This window comes from Acidimicrobiales bacterium, from assembly GCA_041394185.1.
In the GTDB taxonomy this organism is placed as follows: Bacteria; Actinomycetota; Acidimicrobiia; order Acidimicrobiales; family Poriferisodalaceae; genus JAAETH01.
In genome coordinates this window covers 853,789-870,897 of the sequence record JAWKIQ010000002.1, presented here as the reverse complement: position 1 = coordinate 870,897, position 17,109 = coordinate 853,789, and the positions used below count along the sequence as shown (strand labels likewise).

The 17,109-nt window shown below is 65.0% G+C and carries 14 protein-coding genes; 7 read left to right on the top strand and 7 right to left on the bottom strand.

Features of this window, described 5'->3' with window-relative positions; translation table 11 throughout:
• The first annotated feature begins 19 nt into the window (after positions 1-19).
• Complete coding sequence (locus R2770_11665) at positions 20-2,650, top strand: serine/threonine-protein kinase (protein MEZ5281117.1); 2,631 nt, start codon at positions 20-22, stop codon at positions 2,648-2,650.
• On the opposite strand, the gene R2770_11660 is transcribed toward R2770_11665, so the two are convergent.
• Both R2770_11660 and R2770_11655 read right to left on the bottom strand, forming a co-directional pair.
• Complete coding sequence (locus R2770_11660) at positions 2,610-3,263, bottom strand: sigma-70 family RNA polymerase sigma factor (GenBank protein ID MEZ5281116.1); 654 nt, start codon at positions 3,261-3,263, stop codon at positions 2,610-2,612. The genes R2770_11665 and R2770_11660 overlap by 41 nt on opposite strands.
• Positions 3,264-3,303: 40 nt before the next feature.
• A complete protein-coding gene (locus R2770_11655) occupies positions 3,304-5,925 on the bottom strand; it encodes an EAL domain-containing protein (GenBank protein MEZ5281115.1) in 2,622 nt (873 codons plus the stop codon).
• A gap of 194 nt (positions 5,926-6,119) precedes the next feature.
• Here R2770_11655 and R2770_11650 point away from each other — a divergent pair, with 194 nt between their 5' ends.
• Positions 6,120-6,752 (top strand): peroxiredoxin, encoded by a 633-nt coding sequence (locus R2770_11650; GenBank protein ID MEZ5281114.1) that lies wholly within the window; start codon positions 6,120-6,122, stop codon positions 6,750-6,752.
• A gap of 88 nt (positions 6,753-6,840) precedes the next feature.
• Positions 6,841-8,568, top strand: coding sequence for an alkyl sulfatase dimerization domain-containing protein (locus R2770_11645; protein ID MEZ5281113.1), 1,728 nt, complete (start codon positions 6,841-6,843; stop codon positions 8,566-8,568).
• Between the two features lie 27 nt (positions 8,569-8,595).
• On the opposite strand, the gene R2770_11640 is transcribed toward R2770_11645, so the two are convergent.
• Positions 8,596-9,048, bottom strand: a complete 453-nt coding sequence (locus tag R2770_11640; protein MEZ5281112.1) for a hypothetical protein — start codon at positions 9,046-9,048, stop codon at positions 8,596-8,598.
• A gap of 111 nt (positions 9,049-9,159) precedes the next feature.
• Between R2770_11640 and R2770_11635 the strand changes: the two genes are divergently transcribed.
• The gene (locus R2770_11635) at positions 9,160-10,251 is read left to right on the top strand and encodes a zinc-binding dehydrogenase (GenBank protein ID MEZ5281111.1); all 1,092 of its coding nucleotides are present in this window, start codon (positions 9,160-9,162) and stop codon (positions 10,249-10,251) included.
• Between the two features lie 40 nt (positions 10,252-10,291).
• Complete coding sequence (locus R2770_11630; protein MEZ5281110.1) at positions 10,292-10,582, top strand: aldo/keto reductase; 291 nt, start codon at positions 10,292-10,294, stop codon at positions 10,580-10,582.
• A gap of 40 nt (positions 10,583-10,622) precedes the next feature.
• Here the strand turns inward: R2770_11630 and R2770_11625 are convergent, their stop codons facing one another.
• The 3 genes from R2770_11625 to R2770_11615 are packed head-to-tail and all read right to left on the bottom strand — an operon-like array spanning position 10,623 to position 14,095.
• Positions 10,623-11,588 carry a hypothetical protein gene (locus R2770_11625; protein MEZ5281109.1) on the bottom strand — a complete coding sequence of 322 codons (966 nt, stop codon included), beginning with the start codon at positions 11,586-11,588 and terminating at the stop codon, positions 10,623-10,625.
• A 24-nt stretch (positions 11,589-11,612) separates the two neighbouring features.
• On the bottom strand, positions 11,613-12,266 hold the full coding sequence (locus R2770_11620; GenBank protein MEZ5281108.1) for a response regulator transcription factor: 654 nt from the start codon (positions 12,264-12,266) through the stop codon (positions 11,613-11,615).
• Positions 12,257-14,095 (bottom strand): Cpe/LpqF family protein, encoded by a 1,839-nt coding sequence (locus R2770_11615; GenBank protein ID MEZ5281107.1) that lies wholly within the window; start codon positions 14,093-14,095, stop codon positions 12,257-12,259. The genes R2770_11620 and R2770_11615 overlap by 10 nt, the downstream gene beginning before the upstream one ends.
• Before the next feature lie 107 nt (positions 14,096-14,202).
• Between R2770_11615 and R2770_11610 the strand changes: the two genes are divergently transcribed.
• Complete coding sequence (locus R2770_11610; protein MEZ5281106.1) at positions 14,203-15,684, top strand: serine hydrolase; 1,482 nt, start codon at positions 14,203-14,205, stop codon at positions 15,682-15,684.
• Positions 15,685-15,695: 11 nt separating this feature from the next.
• Here the strand turns inward: R2770_11610 and R2770_11605 are convergent, their stop codons facing one another.
• Positions 15,696-16,427 carry a DUF2071 domain-containing protein gene (locus tag R2770_11605; protein ID MEZ5281105.1) on the bottom strand — a complete coding sequence of 244 codons (732 nt, stop codon included), beginning with the start codon at positions 16,425-16,427 and terminating at the stop codon, positions 15,696-15,698.
• A gap of 19 nt (positions 16,428-16,446) precedes the next feature.
• Here R2770_11605 and R2770_11600 point away from each other — a divergent pair, with 19 nt between their 5' ends.
• Positions 16,447-17,079, top strand: a complete 633-nt coding sequence (locus R2770_11600) for a TetR/AcrR family transcriptional regulator (protein MEZ5281104.1) — start codon at positions 16,447-16,449, stop codon at positions 17,077-17,079.
• Positions 17,080-17,109 lie beyond the last annotated feature (30 nt).

Genomic DNA, 17,109 nt, shown 5'->3' with positions numbered 1-17,109 from the left:
CGGCCGCGGTGATGTTTTGATGCTGATCCCAGATCGCATCGGGCGCTATCGCATCATCAGGCTCAAGGGCACGGGCGCGGCCAGCTCGGTGTTCGAGGCCCACGACCCGCTGCTCGATGTCACCGTCGCCGTGAAGGTCCTAGCCGATCACCTCATCAGGCGCGAGGACATGGTCAGCGCCTTCTTGCGCGAGGCACGGCTGTTGCGCAGCATCGAGGACCCCAGAGTTGTTGCGGTCCACGACATCGGGGTGCTCGACACGGGCCAGCCGTTCATGGTGATGGACCTGCTCGATCAATCGCTGGCAGATGGCCTCGTCGGTGCGGCTGGCGATGTCGACTCGGCCGTGCGCGTGGCTCGCGAGCTGGGGGCCGCGCTGCAGGCCGTTCACTCGCGCGGCCTCGTTCACCTGGACGTGAAGCCCGCGAACGTGTTCGTACAGCGCTGCGACGACGACGATTCGATCTTTCCCGAGGGTGCGTCGCTGGTCCTGGGCGATTTCGGGCTCGCGTCGCAAGCGGGTGAGGCAGCCGCCGGCTTGGGCACCAGGGGATACATGAGTCCCGAGCAGGGTCGAGGCGAATCGGTCGACGCCCGGGCCGATCTCTACGCGCTGGCCGCGGTGGTGCGCAGGGTTGCGTGCGGTGCCGATGACGACCCGCCGAGGCTGCCCAAGAAGCTCGAGATGGCGTTGCAACGCGCCAGAGCTGACGATCCGGGCGGTCGGCCGAATACGGTCGCGGAGTTCTTGAGCCTCATCGACGGCGCATCGGACGGCGGCAGCGGAACAAGGCGTCGCCGGGTTGCCGCAGCCGCGGTCGCGGCGGTTGTGCTGGTCGCCTTGGTCGGCATCCTGCTTGCGGTCTTGCCGGGCGACCCCCCAACCCGGGAGGCAGTGCTAGTGCCGGATCCGCCGCTGTTCGGCCCCAACGGCATCTCGTCGTTCGGGTCGACAGTCGCAGTCGCCGACACCGAGAATCATCGGGTCGTGTTGTTCGATGGCGACGGCCTTTCGTACATCGATGGGTTCAGGTCACCAACGGATGTCGCGTTCGAACCGTCGGGACGCTTGCTGGTGGCCGACACGGGCAACCACCGCATAGTCGCTGTCGAACAGGGTGCGGTGGTGGCCGTCGCCGGGGGTTCGGGATCTGGCTTCGGCGGTGATGGAGGGCCTGCCGAACAAGCCATGCTCGACTCGCCCCGCGGCATCGATGTTGCCCCCGATGGTTCGTTGCTGATCGCCGACACCGGCAATCGCAGAGTGCGCGCAGTCGATCCTCGAACCGGCCAGATCTCGACCATCGCCGGCACCGGCCTGGCCGCCGACTCTGGCGACGGGTCGGCTGCGGTCGGCGCGGGCTTCCTGCAACCCGTCGACGTGGCCGCCTGGCGAGGGGGAGTTGCGGTCGCCGACAACCAGGCCAACCGGGTTCGCTGGATCGATCCTGGCGGCGTCATCGAGCCGCTGGCGGGCAACGGGTCTCCTACATCTGGTGGCGACGGCGGCTTGGCTACCGAGGCCGCGATCGCTGCGCCCTCTGCGCTCGGGGCAGGCGCCGGCGGATCACTCTTGGTAGTCGACAGTTCCGGAGCTATCCGGTCGATCGAACCCTCGGGAGTCATAAGCACCGTGGCCGAGGAGATCGACGGAGTGAATGGGTTGACACAAGCCGCCGACGGAGCGCTCTTTGTGACGCTCGGCAGTTCAGGTGACGTAGTCGAGCTGAGCGGTCCGACCGATCGTCGTGTGGTGCTCGAAGGCGACCCCTCGGGCCCCATCGGTGATGGCGCGGCTGCACAGCTGGCGTCGCTGTCGTCGCCTTCAGCAGCGGCGGTTACGGCCCAAGGCGCGCTGCTGATCGCCGACAGCGGGCATTGGGCCATTCGGTCCATAGAACCGACCGACACCACGATCTCGACAGTGGCGCGCGTGGTCGGCCTCGGACTCATCGCCGACCTCGACATCTGGAACGGCCGCGCCGTCGTAGCGCTCCCAGATGCCCATCAGGTGGCCGTGGTCGACCTGGCCATCGGAATTCGCAGTCCACTCGCAGGGTCTGGACGGTCGGGCGATCGCGGGGATGGCGCCTTGGCTCCCGAAGCGCTCTTGCGGCGACCGGTTGCGGTTGCAGTCGGAGCCGCCGGCGAGATCTATGTGGTCGATGCCGAATCTCACCGGGTCAGGGTCGTCGACCCCAGTGGGGTCATCTCTGCCTTCGTCGGCACCGGCCAGCCCGGGTCGGCTATCGCGACCGACGATCCGCAGTCCAGTGAGCTCCTTGGCCCCACCGATGTGGCTGTGGGACCAGATGGCACCGTTTGGGTCGCAGACGCCGGCAATGACCGGGTGCTGAGGGTCTCCGGCGGCTCGGTCGAGGTCTACCTCGCAGACGTCGAGGGCATTGTCTCGTTGGCCGCAGACTCGTCGGCTCTCTACGTTGCGACTTCCGGCGAGGTGTTGCGCGTCGACCAGGCCGGGCCTCCCATCACCGTGGTCGATACCGGGCGCCCGGTGTCTTTGGCCATTTCACCCGACGGTCTGTTGGTCGTCGACCCCTGCGCAGGCACGGTCTCGTTGCTGGAGGCGGCCGCATCGACCGAGCAGCTCAGGCCTCTTGCGGGCCGGGCGATCCGGTCGTGTTCATGATCGCCTCAGCAACCAGTTGGCGACCTCGACGAATACGCGTCCGAACCGTGTTCAGGGGAACGTCGAGCCTTTCTGCGATGGCCGCATAGTCGAGACCGTCGACATCGCGCATCACCACCGGATCGCGCAGCTTCGGATCCAACTCCTCGAGCGCCTTTCGGAGGGCCTCGTGACTGGCGATGATGCTGCTCATGCGCCTGACCTCTTCGGCCAGTGCGCTCATGTCCTCACCATCGGGGGTGGGCACACGCTTGTTCTTGCGAATTATCTGGAGCGCCTCGCGCTCGGCGACCCGGTACAGCCACGTCGTGAATCTGGCCCGGCCTTCGAACGACGAGATCGCCCGGTTGAGACTCATCAGTGTGGCCTGGACCGCGTTCTCGACATCGTCTTCGTCGATCAGCAACTTGCGGATTGCCCCATCGGCCAAGCGGTGTTTGAGAACCAGCCCGAGCAGTTGGTCGAGGGCTGCGGCGTCGCCCGCGGCCGCACTGGTGGCCAGAGGCACGATCAGTTCGTCGATGCGCTTGAAGTCGCCGTCGGCCCTGGCCACGCCGATCTCGGAGTCGAGGTCGCGTTCACCGCGCCGTCGCGAAGGTCCTCTGTCGGTCATGCTCAAAGGTAGGCCGCACCGAACCCCCCAATGCAAGGCCTCAGCCTCTTGCGGCCTCACCCGCAGCGGACCTCGGAGTGGCTGTCGTCTTGGTTTCGACCGCCATCTGCGACACCGGCAGCGGCAACCCGTACAGGTATCCCTGCATGTCGTCTGTACCCAATCGGGTGAGGGTTTCGGCCTGGGTTCGCGTTTCGACACCCTCGGCGGTGACCCGAGCGCCCATCATGTGGCCCGTGTCGATGATGAGCTTCAGCAACGAGGAGGCCGATTCGTCTGCGGTATAGGTGCGGTCGATCTTCAGGATGTCTATCGGCAGCTGTCGAAGGTGGGCCAGCGACGTGTAGCCCGTCCCGAAGTCGTCGATCGCCGTCCTGATGCCTCGGGCCCGCAGCTGCTCGAGTTTGATGCTGGCCGACGCCAGATCGTTCAGCAGTGAACTCTCGGTGACCTCGATGATGATCCGGCTTGGATCTATGCCGAACTCGTCCAGGGGCCCCAGAACGTTTTCGACGAAGCTGGGAGATGTCAGATGACGGCCCGAGACGTTGATGCTCATCGAGAGATCTCGGTACAGCCCTTGGGCTTCCCACAGCACCATCTGTTTCGCGACATTGCCCACGACCCAACGGTCGATGGCCACTATCAGGTCGCTGCGCTCGGCGATGGGGATGAATTGGTCGGGCGCAACCAACCCGTGTCCGGGTCGCTGCCAGCGGATCAGCGCTTCGTATCCGACGGTGTGTTCGGTCACGGGTTCGACGATCGGGTGATAGTGAAGCTCGAACTCACCAGCGGAGAGCGCCTCGCGCAGCGCCTGTTCGAGGTTGGTGCGCTCCTGCGAGTCGTGGCGCAAGTCGTCGTCGCACACCGCGATCTGGCCCTTGCCCAGCTCCTTCGCCCGATACACCGCCAGATCGGCCTCGTGCAACAGCTCGGTGGCGTCGTCCTCGCCCCGGTGGCTGACGGCCACGCCGATGCTGGCTCCGATGGTCACCGTCGAGCCGTCGACGGTCATGGGCTGCTCCAGAGAGCGTCTGATTCGCTCGGCCAGGCTCAGGGCCTCGGCCAGGTCGACAACCTGCTCTGCGACGACCACGAACTCGTCGCCACCCAGGCGGCCCACCAGGTCGCCGGCGCGGGTTGCAGCTGCCAACGACTCGCCGGCCCGCTGCAGCACAGCGTCCCCGGCGTTGTGTCCACAACGATCGTTGACTTCTTTGAAGCCGTCGAGGTCTATGAACAGCAGAGCCACGCTGGTGCCAGAGCGCCTGGCCCGCGCCAGGGCGCGGTCGAGTTGCTCCAGCGCGGCGCGCCTGTTCGCCAGTTGAGTCAGGGCGTCGTGGGACGCGTCGTGCTGTATCTGGGCGCGCATGCGCTCGCGCTCTTGCATCGAGGCGGCCAGGGTCTGAACCGCTGTCTGAAGTGATGCGCCGATGGCTCCGGGCGCCTGTTCGCTCAGCGCCTCGTGATCGAGGATGCCGTCGCGCAACGCCAAGGCCTGGGCTTCGGCCAGGGCCAGGTGGCCCGCGGCTTCGTTTATCGCTCGGGCAGCAATCCGAATCTCGATCGGCCCGGTTTCGGGGAATGGGCCGATCTCGGTGTCGCCGTCTCGGATCTTGCGGGCGGCTCTGGCCAGGTTGCGCACCGGTCGAGCGATCGCCCGCGTGGCTGCCACCGCCGTGAGCGCCGACAGAACCAAGACGGCCAGCAGAGCCGCCACGGCCTGGGTGTTGCGGCCAGATGCTGCGTTCTGAGCGGCGGCGACCGACCTCGAAGCGTCGATTCCCGCTGCGGCGACCAGCTCCGAGTAGCGGTCCGACGACACGGTGTGTGCCTCGACCGTACCTCCGATGGTGTCCAGTTCGAGCATTACGTTGTTCAGCGATCCGCTCTGTCTGGTGCCGTCGACCGAGCTCGTCAACAGCCTCAGAACGTCGCTCTCGACCTGCGCCACTGCAGCAGAGTTCTTGATGACCTCAATCGCCGCGGCCGCCTCAGTGTCCTCGTCGGCCAAGACTTCGAGCCGCTCCAAGGCCCAGGTCCGCCGACCTTCGTCCATGTTCAGCGCCATCACCTGCTCGACGCCGTTCTGGGTGGCAAATCTCGCACCGAAGTACTCAGAGAAACTGCCCGAAGCAGCCTGACGGGCCAGGGTCGCCTGTTCGAGCACCCGCAGCCGGTTGACCAGGGTGCCCCCGTCGCCGATTCCGGCCGCCTGACCAAGCGCCCGGTTCAGCTCGCCGTCGGCACGCGTCGCCAACGTGCGTTCGATGTCGAGGATGGCCTGCAGCTCTTTACCCAGGTCTATGTCGGGATCGTCTCGTACGGCGGCTATCGACAGGGCGACGTCGTCATAGCCAAGACTGCCGGTCCTGGCGTCAACATCGGCGCGGGCCATATCCAGGCGGGCGCTTATGTCGACACCGGTCAGGCCGTTCACGAGCTCGATCGGCAGCCCCAGTTCGGTCACGCCCTCGACTACGGCGGTCCAGTTGTGCTCGTCGGTCAGGGCAGCGCGCAGTTCCGAAACCACGACGAGTTCCTCGATCGTCATGCCTACGGCGGTTGCAGCCTCGCGTTCGGCGCGGGCAGACATCACCTCATGCACGGCGAAGAAGGTTGCTCCGACCAGTGGGGTCAGCGCGATCAGAGCAAGCACGACACCGAGGCGATACCCCCTTGTCGATGCGCGGCCCAACTGCATGAATTGCCAATCGGAACTTGCGCCCCTCGCTGTTAGGCATCCGTTCATCTGCCCTCGGTGCAAATTCCGCTGCCGTCCGATAGACATACAAATCGATGCAAATGACTGGATTGTCCAGTCACGCGGCACAGCTATCAGGAGAACCACAGATGTCACTGCGACTCGGCGACGAAGCCCCCGATTTCACTGCAGACACCACAGAAGGCGAGCTCGCCTTTCATGAGTGGAAGGCCGGCTCATGGGCGGTCCTGTTCAGCCACCCGGCCGACTTCACCCCGGTGTGCACCACCGAGCTGGGTCGCACAGCGGCGTTGGCCGGCGGTTTCGCCGAGCGCAATACCAAGGCCATCGCCGTGTCCGTCGACTCGATCGACGACCATCGGGGCTGGGCGCCCGACATTGGCGAGGTCACCGGATCAGAGCTGAACTTCCCGATCATCGCCGACCCCGAGCGCAAGGTGTCGGAGCTGTACGACATGATCCACCCAGGCGAGGGCGACACCTCCACGGTTCGCTCGGTCTTCGTCATCGATCCGGCCAACAAGATCCGGCTCATCTTGACCTACCCCAAGTCCACCGGACGCAACTTCGACGAGATCATGCGCGTCATCGACAGCCTCCAGCTGACCGACGCCTACCAGGTCGCCACACCTGTCGACTGGAAGAAGGGCGACAGGGTCATAGCGTCGCCCGCCATGTCCACCGACGACGCTCGACAGCGATTCACAAACCTCGAAGAGGTCAAGCCATACCTGCGCTGGGTCGACGACCCCAGCCTCTGAGGGCCTCACCGTCTTCGAGCGACCTCAGCTCGTGGCTCGGCCTCGGACGGGATGGTTAGCATCGCGGACTTCGCGCGAGACTCTGCCGATGAGCGCCGAGAACCCGATTCCTGACAGCTACTCGATCGAGGATCACGATGTGGCCACGGCACCCAACGGTGGGCGCGCACACAAGAGCCTCATAGATCAGACTCGACGGCTCGAGCTGAAGCTGTGGAGCGTCTGCGATCGGGTTTGGACCGTTGTCGGCAACGGGTTGTCGAACCAGTCGTTCGTCGAGGGTCCCGAGGGCCTGATCGTCATCGACACCGGCGAGTGCGTCGAAGAGATGGCGGCGGCGCTGCAGATGGTGCGCGAACACACCAGCGCACCGGTCGCTGGTGTGATCTATACGCACTATCACTACGTGTCGGGCACCAAGGCCCTGTTCGACACCGCGGAAGTACCCATCTGGGGTCACGCGAAGATCGCGACCAATCTGTCGAAGGTCGGCACCGAACTCTCGGCCGCCGCAGGTCGGGGGATCATCCACCAGTTCGGTGTCTGGTTGCCAGACACCGGCGAGGACGCGTTGGTCAACGCCGGTCTGGGGCTCGGTTATCGAAACAAGGCCCATGCTCCGTACACGTCGGGTTTCATCGCCCCCACCCACACCTTCGACCAGCCGACCAGCACCACCATCGCCGGGCTGAAGGTCGAGTTCACACCCGCGCCGTCAGATTCCGACGACTCGGTCACTGTCTGGTTCCCAGAGCTTGGCGTCGCGGCCCACAACATCTTGTGGCCCGCTCTGTTCAACGTCTTTGCGATCAGGGGTGAGGAATACCGAGACCCCAGGGTGCTGCTGACCGGGCTCGACCATCTGGCCTCGTTGGGCGCCCAACACCTGATCGCCACCCACGGGCCTCCGCTGTCGGGGGCCGAAGCGATTCTGGCCGAGACCACTACTTTTCGCGACAGCATCCAGTTCATGTGGGACCAGACCGTTCGGGGAATCAACAAGGGCCTGTCCGTCGACGAGCTGAGCCAGTTCGTGCAGCTTCCCGACTGTTATGGCCAGTCCTTCTTCACGCAGCAGCACTATGGCCTGGTCGAGCACCACGTCAAGCAGATCCACGCCGGGCTACGCGGCTGGTTCGACGGCGACGAAGCTCGGCTGTTTCCGGTGCCTCCCGCCGAAAAGGCCAAGCGCCTCATCGCCGGGTTCGGCGGTCGAGATGTCGTGCGGGCTCAAGTGCGCCGAGCGCTCGACGAGCTTGACCTCCGTTGGGCCTTGGAGCTCGCATCTTGGCTGGTTCACTGCGACACCGACGACTCCGGCCGTGCCGACGGCGGTTCATCCGCGGACAGGCAACTTCTGGCGTTCGTGCTGCGCGAGGCCGCCCAACGCACCACCAGCGCGAACGTTCGCAACTGGGCCCTCACCCGTGCCCTCGAACTCGAAGGCCATCTCGACATGACTCGCCATCGCCAGCACCGATTCGGTGCCGCAGCCGTGGCCGCTAATCCCGTCGGTGCCTTCCACGCGCTGCGCGTGCTGGTCGAGCCCAGCAAGGTGCCCTCGGCCCCAGTGCATCTCTCGATCGAGCTCGAAGACGAAAGAGCCGGTCTCGTTTTGCGCAACGGGGTCGCGGTTCCCACCGATGGGGTCGGCGCCGATATCGGCATCTCGACCGATGTTGCGACCTTGGCAGCGCTGATGGCGGGAAGGGCGACGTTGTCGGAGTTGATCGCCTCGGGGGCGATTCGCACCGACAACAGCGAAGGGGTTGTCGAGTTCTTCGCGGCGTTCGACCACCAGGGTCTCACCGGCTGATCCCAGCACCGGTGGTGGTCCGCCGGTTCAGGCCAGATCTACGCGGGCGATGACGCGCTCGGCGGTGCCCTCGTCCAGCTCGCTCAGGTCGACGGTGACTATCGCCAAATCGGCCGCGTCCACCCGCGAGATCGACCGGTTGATCGGGAGCCGCCAGTACAAGGCCATCAGCAGTCCGGCCACGGCACCGACGATTCCTGTGATGGCCACGGTCACTGTCGTCGCACTCGACACTGCGACCACGATCAGCCCCACTGCCAATCCGACCAGACCACCGATGGCGATCCCCAAACCGACGCGGGCGATGGGTCTACGCAGCGCAGGCCCATCGATCCTTGCGGTTGTCGGGTCCGGTCGCTGCGCTGGGGTCTCAACGACTATTCGGTCGGTGTTCACGCCCTGGTGTTCGATGCGGATGACCAGGTCGCGTGCAACGTCGGGGTCGAGTGGCTTGGACGAGTAGCGGCCGTGGGTGTTCATGGGTCGGGCCATACCCACCCTGGATCATCCCCAAACACCGCCGGGCCCGGCGAACGATTGGTTTCGCCACGTCCAGTTTGCATACGGTGCAAACCGTTGAAGGGGGATTCCATGGCCACCAGTGCAAAGGTCGCGGTTTCGGGTGAGGCAGCAGACAGCCCGGTCGAACTCATCGATGTCGAGCTGCCCGACCCTGTCGGTCACGAGGTGCTCGTCGAGATCGGCATAACGGCCTTGTGTCACTCTCAACTTCACCACTTGGCATCACCCAGGCGAATGGCGATGGGCCATGAGGCGACTGGCGTGGTCGCCCAGGTCGGGCCCGACGTTCGGTCCGTGTCACCCGGCGACACCGTCTTGGTCACATGGGTGCCCAAAGACGCAGGCCATGCAGACCGGGCCGCCGCCCCCGCCGCCGTCGCATTGCCCGACGGTGACGTGGCCTTCAGCCCAAACGTCTACACGTGGGGATCCCATGTCGTGGTCGACGAGATGTATGTCGTGCCCCTTCCTGACGATGTCGACCTGGACATCGCTTCGGTTCTCGGGTGTGCCGTGATCACCGGGGCCGGCGCAGTCCTGCACACAGCACAGGTGCAGGCGGGCCAGTCGGTGGCCATCATCGGGGTCGGCGGCGTTGGTCTTTGTGCGGTAGCTGCTGCCGCCAAGCTGGGCGCAAGCCCGATAATTGCCGTCGATCTGTCGGACGACAAGCTCGACATGGCCATGCGATTCGGTGCTACGCACGGGGTCAATGCCGCCGCGGTCGACGATCCGATTGCGGCCGTGCGGGCGCTGACCCCGGGGGAGGGGCTCGACTTCGCACGCCAGCCCGTCTTTGGTCCCGATTACGTCTTCGACTGCATCGGTAAGCCTGCGACCGTCGCGCAGGCCCTGCAGATGGTCAGGCCTGGCAGATACACCATCAACCGCGGCGGCATGGCGGTTGTCGTAGGTGTCCCGACGGCCCAGCTCGAACTGCCGCCGGCGCCGTTGTTGGTTGGCGAGCGCACCCTGATCGGATCGATCGGAGGTTCATGCTCGCCCAGCATCGATGTTCCCCGCTTCATCGAGTGGTGGAAGGCCGGAGAGCTCGATCTCGATCATCTGGTGACGGTTCGTTATCCGCTCGAGCGAATCAACGACGCCGTGGCCGACCTGAAGGCGGGCCGCATCGAGGGAAGGGCCCTTCTGGAGGTATGACCAAGCGACGTCTCGATGCGGAATGCGCCTAGAAGTGTGGGTGCAGTTCGACCCGGGGGTCGATCGGTTTGCTCGATTCGAGGCCATGCGTCCGGCGCTCGAGGCGTGGGAATCGCTCTGTTCAGACCTGGGCCACTCGCCGGCCACCGTCGCCACCGCCTGGCTCGTGCAAGCGCCCGGGGTCACTGCGCCCATCGTCGGTCCGCGCACCGAAGCCCAGCTCGATGCCGCCCTCGAAGCGGTCGACCTCGAACTCGATGCCGACATGCTCGACCGCATCGATCAGATCTTTCCCGGCCCAGGCGCGGCCCCGGAGGCCTATGCATGGTGATCCGTACCCCTGAACTGGCTCGCTCACAGCTGATCACGAGCTAGCGGAGTTGGGTGATTACCGTCGCAAGGTCGTCACGAATCAGCGGGTGAACCGATGGCGGCGCTTCGAAGCTCGTCGGCGGTTCGCTTCCGAACAGGTGCGAGTAGGTGATGAGCGCCGCGAGGAAGTAGATGGTGGGGCGCCCGTGGGGCGCGTCGTCCTCGTAGAGCTCGATCACCGGTATCTGATCCCACGGCGAGGTGCTCAGCAGGCGGGCGATGGTCGAGCCCACGGGAACGAGCTCGATTGCAACATCGGGGCGGGCCGACTGCAGCGCACCGACGTAGGCGATCCACCACTCGTGGAATCCTGTCGCGGTGTACTCGTGGTAGGCCGCGAGCGCTCGCTCGTCGGGAGGGAACTGAGAGAAGGCAGCCAGGTCGGGCCAGTTTTCGTAGATCAAGATCTCTACACCGGGCTCGGCGGCCACCACTTTGTCGATGATCTCGAGTGTCGTCGAAAGGGGCGACGGGCCTGACGGGTCGTCCTCGAACGGAGCATCGGCAGCCTGCCCCTGGATGAAGTTGGCCGGCGTCAACAACACGTGTGTGAAGTCGGCATCGCCGAATGACATCCCTGAGTCGACATCCCAGACCCCTGCCACGTTGGCGAATCCCCACTGTGGTTGGGGGCCGAGCTCGGCGTGGCTGCGGAGGAATCCGTACTGACCGTCCACTCGATAGCTGTTTGCGTCGGCCTCAGCCAGAAGGCCGAGCCAGTGGGGGACCGTGGTCTCGTCTGGTCCGGCGGGCTCGAGGGGTTCGGCGTGGACGATCAGGCTGTGTCCGAAGATGTAGTTGCGCACTTCGGGGCCGGTTCGACCGAGGTCGGGGTCGACGGACTCGGCGATGCTCGAGGTTGTGGTGCCTATGGGCGCCGCGCCTTCGTCGGCACTACACGCCGTGGCGAGGATCAAGGCGAGCGCAATCGTCAGACTCGAACGTGCGAACGGGTTCAAGGACACCTAGCGCAAGCTATCGGTGACTGGTCAAGCCGGACTGTTTGCCAAGTAGGTGAGCACCGCCTGAACACGGCGGTGAACGTCGGGCTCTGGCACGAGGTCCAGCTTCTGGAAGATGTTGCCCACGTGGGTCTCGACGGTGCGCAGATTCAGGACCAGCTGGCCAGCGATCGAGGTGTTCGTGTAGCCCTCGGCCATCAAGGACAAGACCTCTTGCTCGCGTTGGCTCAGGCGATCGATCGGGTTGTTCCGCCGCTCGCGCTGAACCACCCGTGTCACGACGGCCGGGTCGATTGCCGTGTCGCCCGAGGTAATTCGTCCTAGAGCGTCTAGGAAATGGTCGACGTCTGCGACCCGGTCTTTCAAGAGATACCCGACCCCAGCGGCCCCGGTAGAGAGAAGGTCCAGGGCGTAGCGGGTCTCGATGTGTTGGCTCAGGACCAGCACCCCGACCGCGGGGTGTGCGGCACGAACGGCAACAGCTGCCTCGAGGCCTTCTGTTGTGTGAGTTGGTGGCATCCGGATATCGACCACAAGCAGGTCGGGCCGGTGGTTGCCAACTCGAGTCACGAGGTCGACGGCATCACCGAATTGGGCTACTACTTCGTGCCCCGCCTGGGTGAGGAGGCTCGCAATGCCCTCCCGAAGCAGCACGGCGTCGTCGACCAGCATCACGCGCATGGCAACCTGACCTCGATCGTTGTGCCAACACCTTGCGGGCTGTGGAGGTGCCAGGAGCCGCCGAGGGCCAGCACCCTGTCTTCGAGATTCACCAATCCCGCCCCGCCGCCTGCCTTGGCGCCTCCGACGCCATCGTCGCAGACCGTGATTCGCAGCTCGTCCTTTTCGTGCTCGACGCCCACAGTGACGAGTGTTGCCGAGGAATGTCGGCCCGCGTTGGCCAGTGCCTCGCTGATGACGAAGTAAGCCGCATGCTCGACGTCGCTGGGGCATCGCACTTCGCCCGCAGCGATGACTTCAACAGGCACCGAGCAGGTTTCTGCCAGAGACTGCGCTGCGGCGGCAACGCCGCGCTCGAGAATCGCAGGGTGCAACCCGCGGCTGAGTTCGCGCAGCTCGACGACCGCATCCTCGAGGTCTCTGTCGAGCCTTTCGAAGAAGTCGTTCAGCTCGTGGTCAGAGCCCACACGCCTGCGTTCCAGCTGGAGCGACACGCGCATCGCCACCAGTCTTTGCTGGGCACCGTCGTGCAGGTCGCGCTCGATTCGGCGCCGAGCTTCGTCCCCAGCGTGGACGATTCGGGCCCGAGAGGCACGGACGGCGGCCAGCTGATTCGCCAGCTCGGAATGCAGCAGCGTGTTCTCCGCTTCGAGTTCCGCAGCGACGGGTCCGAGGTCGTACCGACTCCAGAACACGGTTCCTGCGATACCGACCGATGCCACAACAGCCGCTACCGGCAACGTGAGTGGTTGTGAGAGATCGACATGGCCCAGATCGAGTGCCGCCGAGACGGCCGGCACGGCAACCAGCGTCGCGGCCACACCGCAACCCAGCGTGGTCGTGACGAGGCCACGATCTCTGGTCCAGTCGGCGCGAAACTGTTGGAGCAGCAGCGCGAGGACCACCGCGCCGCACGCGGCCCCGGTTGTCCAACCCGACAGGCTGATCAGGTACCGGGCTCGATCGCCGTCACCCGAGACAAAAAGTAACTGGTCAGGCAGAGAGACGGCGGCCGTGTCAATGGCGGAGAGGGGAAGCAACGCGATGGCCGTTGCCGCCCCTACGAGCGCCAGCAGGGTGCGCCTCGGCCAGCGATACGACGAGCTCGGGCCCGTGCCGAGTGCCGCCACGGCCAAAGCGGCGATGGCTAACGGTCCAGCCAGCAGCCCGAGCGTGTATGGCAGCCGATGGCTCGCGATCTCGAGAAGCTGGGCGGTGCACAACAATCCGCCGACGACCACCCAGATCGAATCCCTACGAAGCGTGAGGATGCTCAACAGGGCGCCAATCCCGATCACACCCAAGCCAGCGGCTGCTCGTATTGCCAGTTCGCCTGCGCTGAAAGGACCTCGTCCGACCTCGACGGGGGTCACCAGCAGACCGTCGATGCGGGTCGGGTCGGTCGGCGAGCCTGCGACCGTGAGGGCGTATGTCTCGCCCGTGCGATCCGAGATCAGAGCGGCTGCTGCTGTACCCGACTCGTCTGTGTCGATTCCATAGAGGCGATAGGGGCGGTTCTCGGCGATGAAGGCAGTCTCGGCTATGAACTCGTCGGGTCCGATGCTGGCGAGGAAGCCCGGGGAGAACCGCGCAGACACCGTGGCGACACTCAGGTCCGACCCATTGATCACTTCTAAGGCCCAGGCCAGGTGGTTCTCTGCGATCGATCGATCCGGGTCAGGAGATCCGGCTAGGACGTCGAGGTCATCGTTTCGCGGTCTTTCGGTGCCCGAATGTGCAGCGATAGCCCAAACAACGATTCCTACCGACGCTGCGACCGCGACGAGGGTGGGCCACAAGACGGCTGCCCTTCCCGGTTCATTCTCCACCGCTCGATTGTCGCATCGCCTTGGCCGGATCGGCTCCGTGTCTCCACGGAGGATCGTCCCGTGGGCCTACTGGTGATTTGGTCGGGTGCCGTACATAGGTTCTTGCCATGGGACTTCGAATCATGCTGACGGTGTTCGTGACTGCTTTGGTGGCTGCATCCTGCTCGTCCGACGGGTCGTCTTCGTCTGGCGAGACCTCGCCCACGACCGACTCTGTCGCTGTCACCACAACCGCTCAGTCCGAGCGACCGGCGACGACCAGCTCGACAGCACTCGAAACCGAGCCCGAGCCCGAGTCGTCGCCGGCACGGATGCGGTTGGATTGGTTTGTTGCGGCACTCAACGCAGCCGAGCCGCCCACCGACCAAGAGATCGAACAGCAGTTCTCGCCTGAGTTCCTGGCCCAGGTGCCGCCATTTCAGTTGGTACAGGGTGCGGCCCAGATGACCGCAGCGATGGACCTGCCCATCACTATCGAGTCGATCGAGTCAGAGTCACCCGACGGCACCGCTCTAGAGGCAGTGCTCGTGTCCGCCGACGGCACCGCTCGGCTGCGAGTGTCGTTGGTTGTTGGCGCCGACGAGCCACACCTCATCGAGGGGCTACTGGGTGTACCCGATGTCGAGGTCGAGTTCCCCGAAGACCTGACCATCGACAGGCTCGACGAGACCCTGCTGTCTTTGGGCGCGAACTCGTCGCTCGGTATCTATGAAGTGACCGACGGCGAGTGCGTCGCCCTTCACGAGATACGCGCAGCAGATCAGGTAGTGCTGGGCTCGGTGTTCAAGCTCTGGGTCCTGGCCGACCTCGCAGACCGAATCGCTGCGGGCGAGGCATCTTGGGCAGACATGGTCGAGGTCGAAGACAGGTACAAATCATCTCCGGATGGTGAGGTATTCGGGCTGGAGGCTGGAACCGAGATATCGGTCGAAGATCTGGCCATGGCGATGATTTCGATCTCCGACAACAGCGCTACCGATCACCTGATCGCGTATCTGGGTCGAGATTCGATCGAGTCAGCCCTGGCTCGGATCGGAGTGTCTGATCCCGCGGCGAACACGCCGTTGCTGTCAACGGCTGCGCTGTTCCAGCTCAAGTTTGTCGCCGCCGATCCGAGCTCGGCCGCATACCGGGCACTCGACGAAGCTGGGCGACGGGCCCTTCTCGAAGAGATCGACGATGCGGTGCTGCCTTGGGCCGCCGATCCGAACTCCGTCGACCTCATCAACGCCGACGGCGTGGCGATCGATCAACCACGAGACCTCGATCTCGAGTGGTTCGCGACTCCACGCGATCTCTGCCTGACCCACGTCTACTTGGCCAAGCAGGCTGAACAGCCGGGCCTCGAACCCGTGGCCGAGATCCTCGAGGCCAATCCAGGTCTTGGATTGCCCTTCGATCGTGGCCGGTGGCCCGTTATTCGCTTCAAGGGTGGCTCAGAGCCCGGAGTGATCGCCGGCGCCTGGTGGTTCGAAGGCGACGACGGCCGGCGCTACGTAGTGGCCGGTGGCGTTAGCGACCCCAACCGTACTGTCGACGAGGTCGAAGCCTCGGTGGCACTGGCGTCTGCGGTCACGCTGTTGGGCTGAAGCCTGCTCGGCTAGCGAAGCCCGTGAGGGAAGCCGATGCGCACTTCGGTTCCAGGTGACCAGTGCACCACTGGTTCGCCTGTGGGGGCGGGCAGGCCGGCGGCCTCCATCAGGCTGTCGTCCAGCTCCAGCAGCTCGGCCCGGTGCAACGGCCAGGGGTCGTGTTGGACGCGGGCGTATCGCAGCCCGTTTCGCTTGGCGCTGTAGAGGCGCCACAGGGCTGTCAGGAAGTGATCGAAGGCGCCGAGTTCCTCGGGTGCGTATTGTTCGCCAACCCGAACCTGCACAACGGACGCAACTCCTCTTGGCCCTGGCCAGCGCCTGGCGGTTTCGTAGCGGTAGACCTCTTCTCGATGGTCGAGGGTCATCTTGGCCCAGAAGTAGGGGAGCCTGTAGGTGGTGCGGGCGGTGGCAACCGCGGCAAGCCGTGCTGCCTCGAGCGACATGGACCAGACACCACGCGTTCCGTCGGGGGCGGTCACGTAGGTGCGCACGTTTGTCTCGGGGAAGTTCGAGAGCCAGGGCAGAGCAGGCCCCCACGGAAGGCGGACCTGCATCTTGAATGGCACCAATCCCACCCACGCCTTTCCGTCGTAGGTGTCGACTGTGAGCCCCTCGGGCAACAGGCGCTGCACGTGTTCGGGCTCGTATGCCCAGTGGATGAAGGTCAGAAGGTCCCACCGATGGACCATCGTCGCCCGCTCGACCTCGAACGGGCACGTCGCTTCGTACTCGGTGGACATGCTGTTATCATACGAACGTATGAACGAAGAGGCAACGCACCAGCGAAGATCCGCGGGTGAATCGTCCTCCGAAACACAGAGGGCGCTGCTGCGGGCGGCCAGGGAGTGTGTTGCCGAGTTGGGTCTCGCCAAGACCACCAGCCGCACCATCGCCAACCGGGCCGAAGCCAACCTGGCTTCGATCACCTATTACTTCGGCAGCAAGGACGCACTGATCGCCGAGGCTCTCTTCGGCGAGCTCGAAGCCCGGTTGTCTCCGGTGCTAGATGCCCTCGAGGGCTCTTCCGGGGATGCTGCCCAGGGTCTCGGAGCTGCGATTCAGGCCTTGGTCGCCGACTTCGAGAGTTCTCGAGACCAGCTGCCGGTCTTCATCCAGGCTCTGGTTGCTTCGGGCGACGGCGGACCTCTGGGCGACCGAGCTCGGGTGTTGCTCGGTTCCCTTCAGGCGAGGCTGGCCGAGTTGATCGGGAGGTTGAAGCAGCACGGCGTCGCCGCCAGGTGGGTCGAGCCCGACGCGATGGCTGCCTTGATCATCGCCGTAGGCAATGGGGTAGCCCTTCAGGCGATGATCCGGCACGACACCGACATTTCGGTGCTCGCCGCTCAGTTCGGCGGGTTGCTGCTCGCATCAGCGGTTGATGCGAACCAGTGACACATACCCATGACTCCCGCGCGAAGCGAA

Bases quoted from the DNA above. Each gene is read 5' to 3' on its own strand.
- R2770_11605 (MEZ5281105.1), bottom strand. From the start codon at position 16,427: ATGTCCACCGAGTACGAAGCGACGTGCCCGTTCGAGGTCGAGCGGGCG.
- R2770_11650 (MEZ5281114.1), top strand. From the start codon at position 6,120: ATGTCACTGCGACTCGGCGACGAAGCCCCCGATTTCACTGCAGACACC.
- R2770_11640 (MEZ5281112.1), bottom strand. From the start codon at position 9,048: ATGAACACCCACGGCCGCTACTCGTCCAAGCCACTCGACCCCGACGTT.
- R2770_11600 (MEZ5281104.1), top strand. From the start codon at position 16,447: ATGAACGAAGAGGCAACGCACCAGCGAAGATCCGCGGGTGAATCGTCC.
- R2770_11645 (MEZ5281113.1), top strand. From the start codon at position 6,841: ATGAGCGCCGAGAACCCGATTCCTGACAGCTACTCGATCGAGGATCAC.
- R2770_11610 (MEZ5281106.1), top strand. From the start codon at position 14,203: ATGGGACTTCGAATCATGCTGACGGTGTTCGTGACTGCTTTGGTGGCT.
- R2770_11660 (MEZ5281116.1), bottom strand. From the start codon at position 3,263: ATGACCGACAGAGGACCTTCGCGACGGCGCGGTGAACGCGACCTCGAC.
- R2770_11635 (MEZ5281111.1), top strand. From the start codon at position 9,160: ATGGCCACCAGTGCAAAGGTCGCGGTTTCGGGTGAGGCAGCAGACAGC.
- R2770_11665 (MEZ5281117.1), top strand. From the start codon at position 20: ATGCTGATCCCAGATCGCATCGGGCGCTATCGCATCATCAGGCTCAAG.
- R2770_11620 (MEZ5281108.1), bottom strand. From the start codon at position 12,266: ATGCGCGTGATGCTGGTCGACGACGCCGTGCTGCTTCGGGAGGGCATT.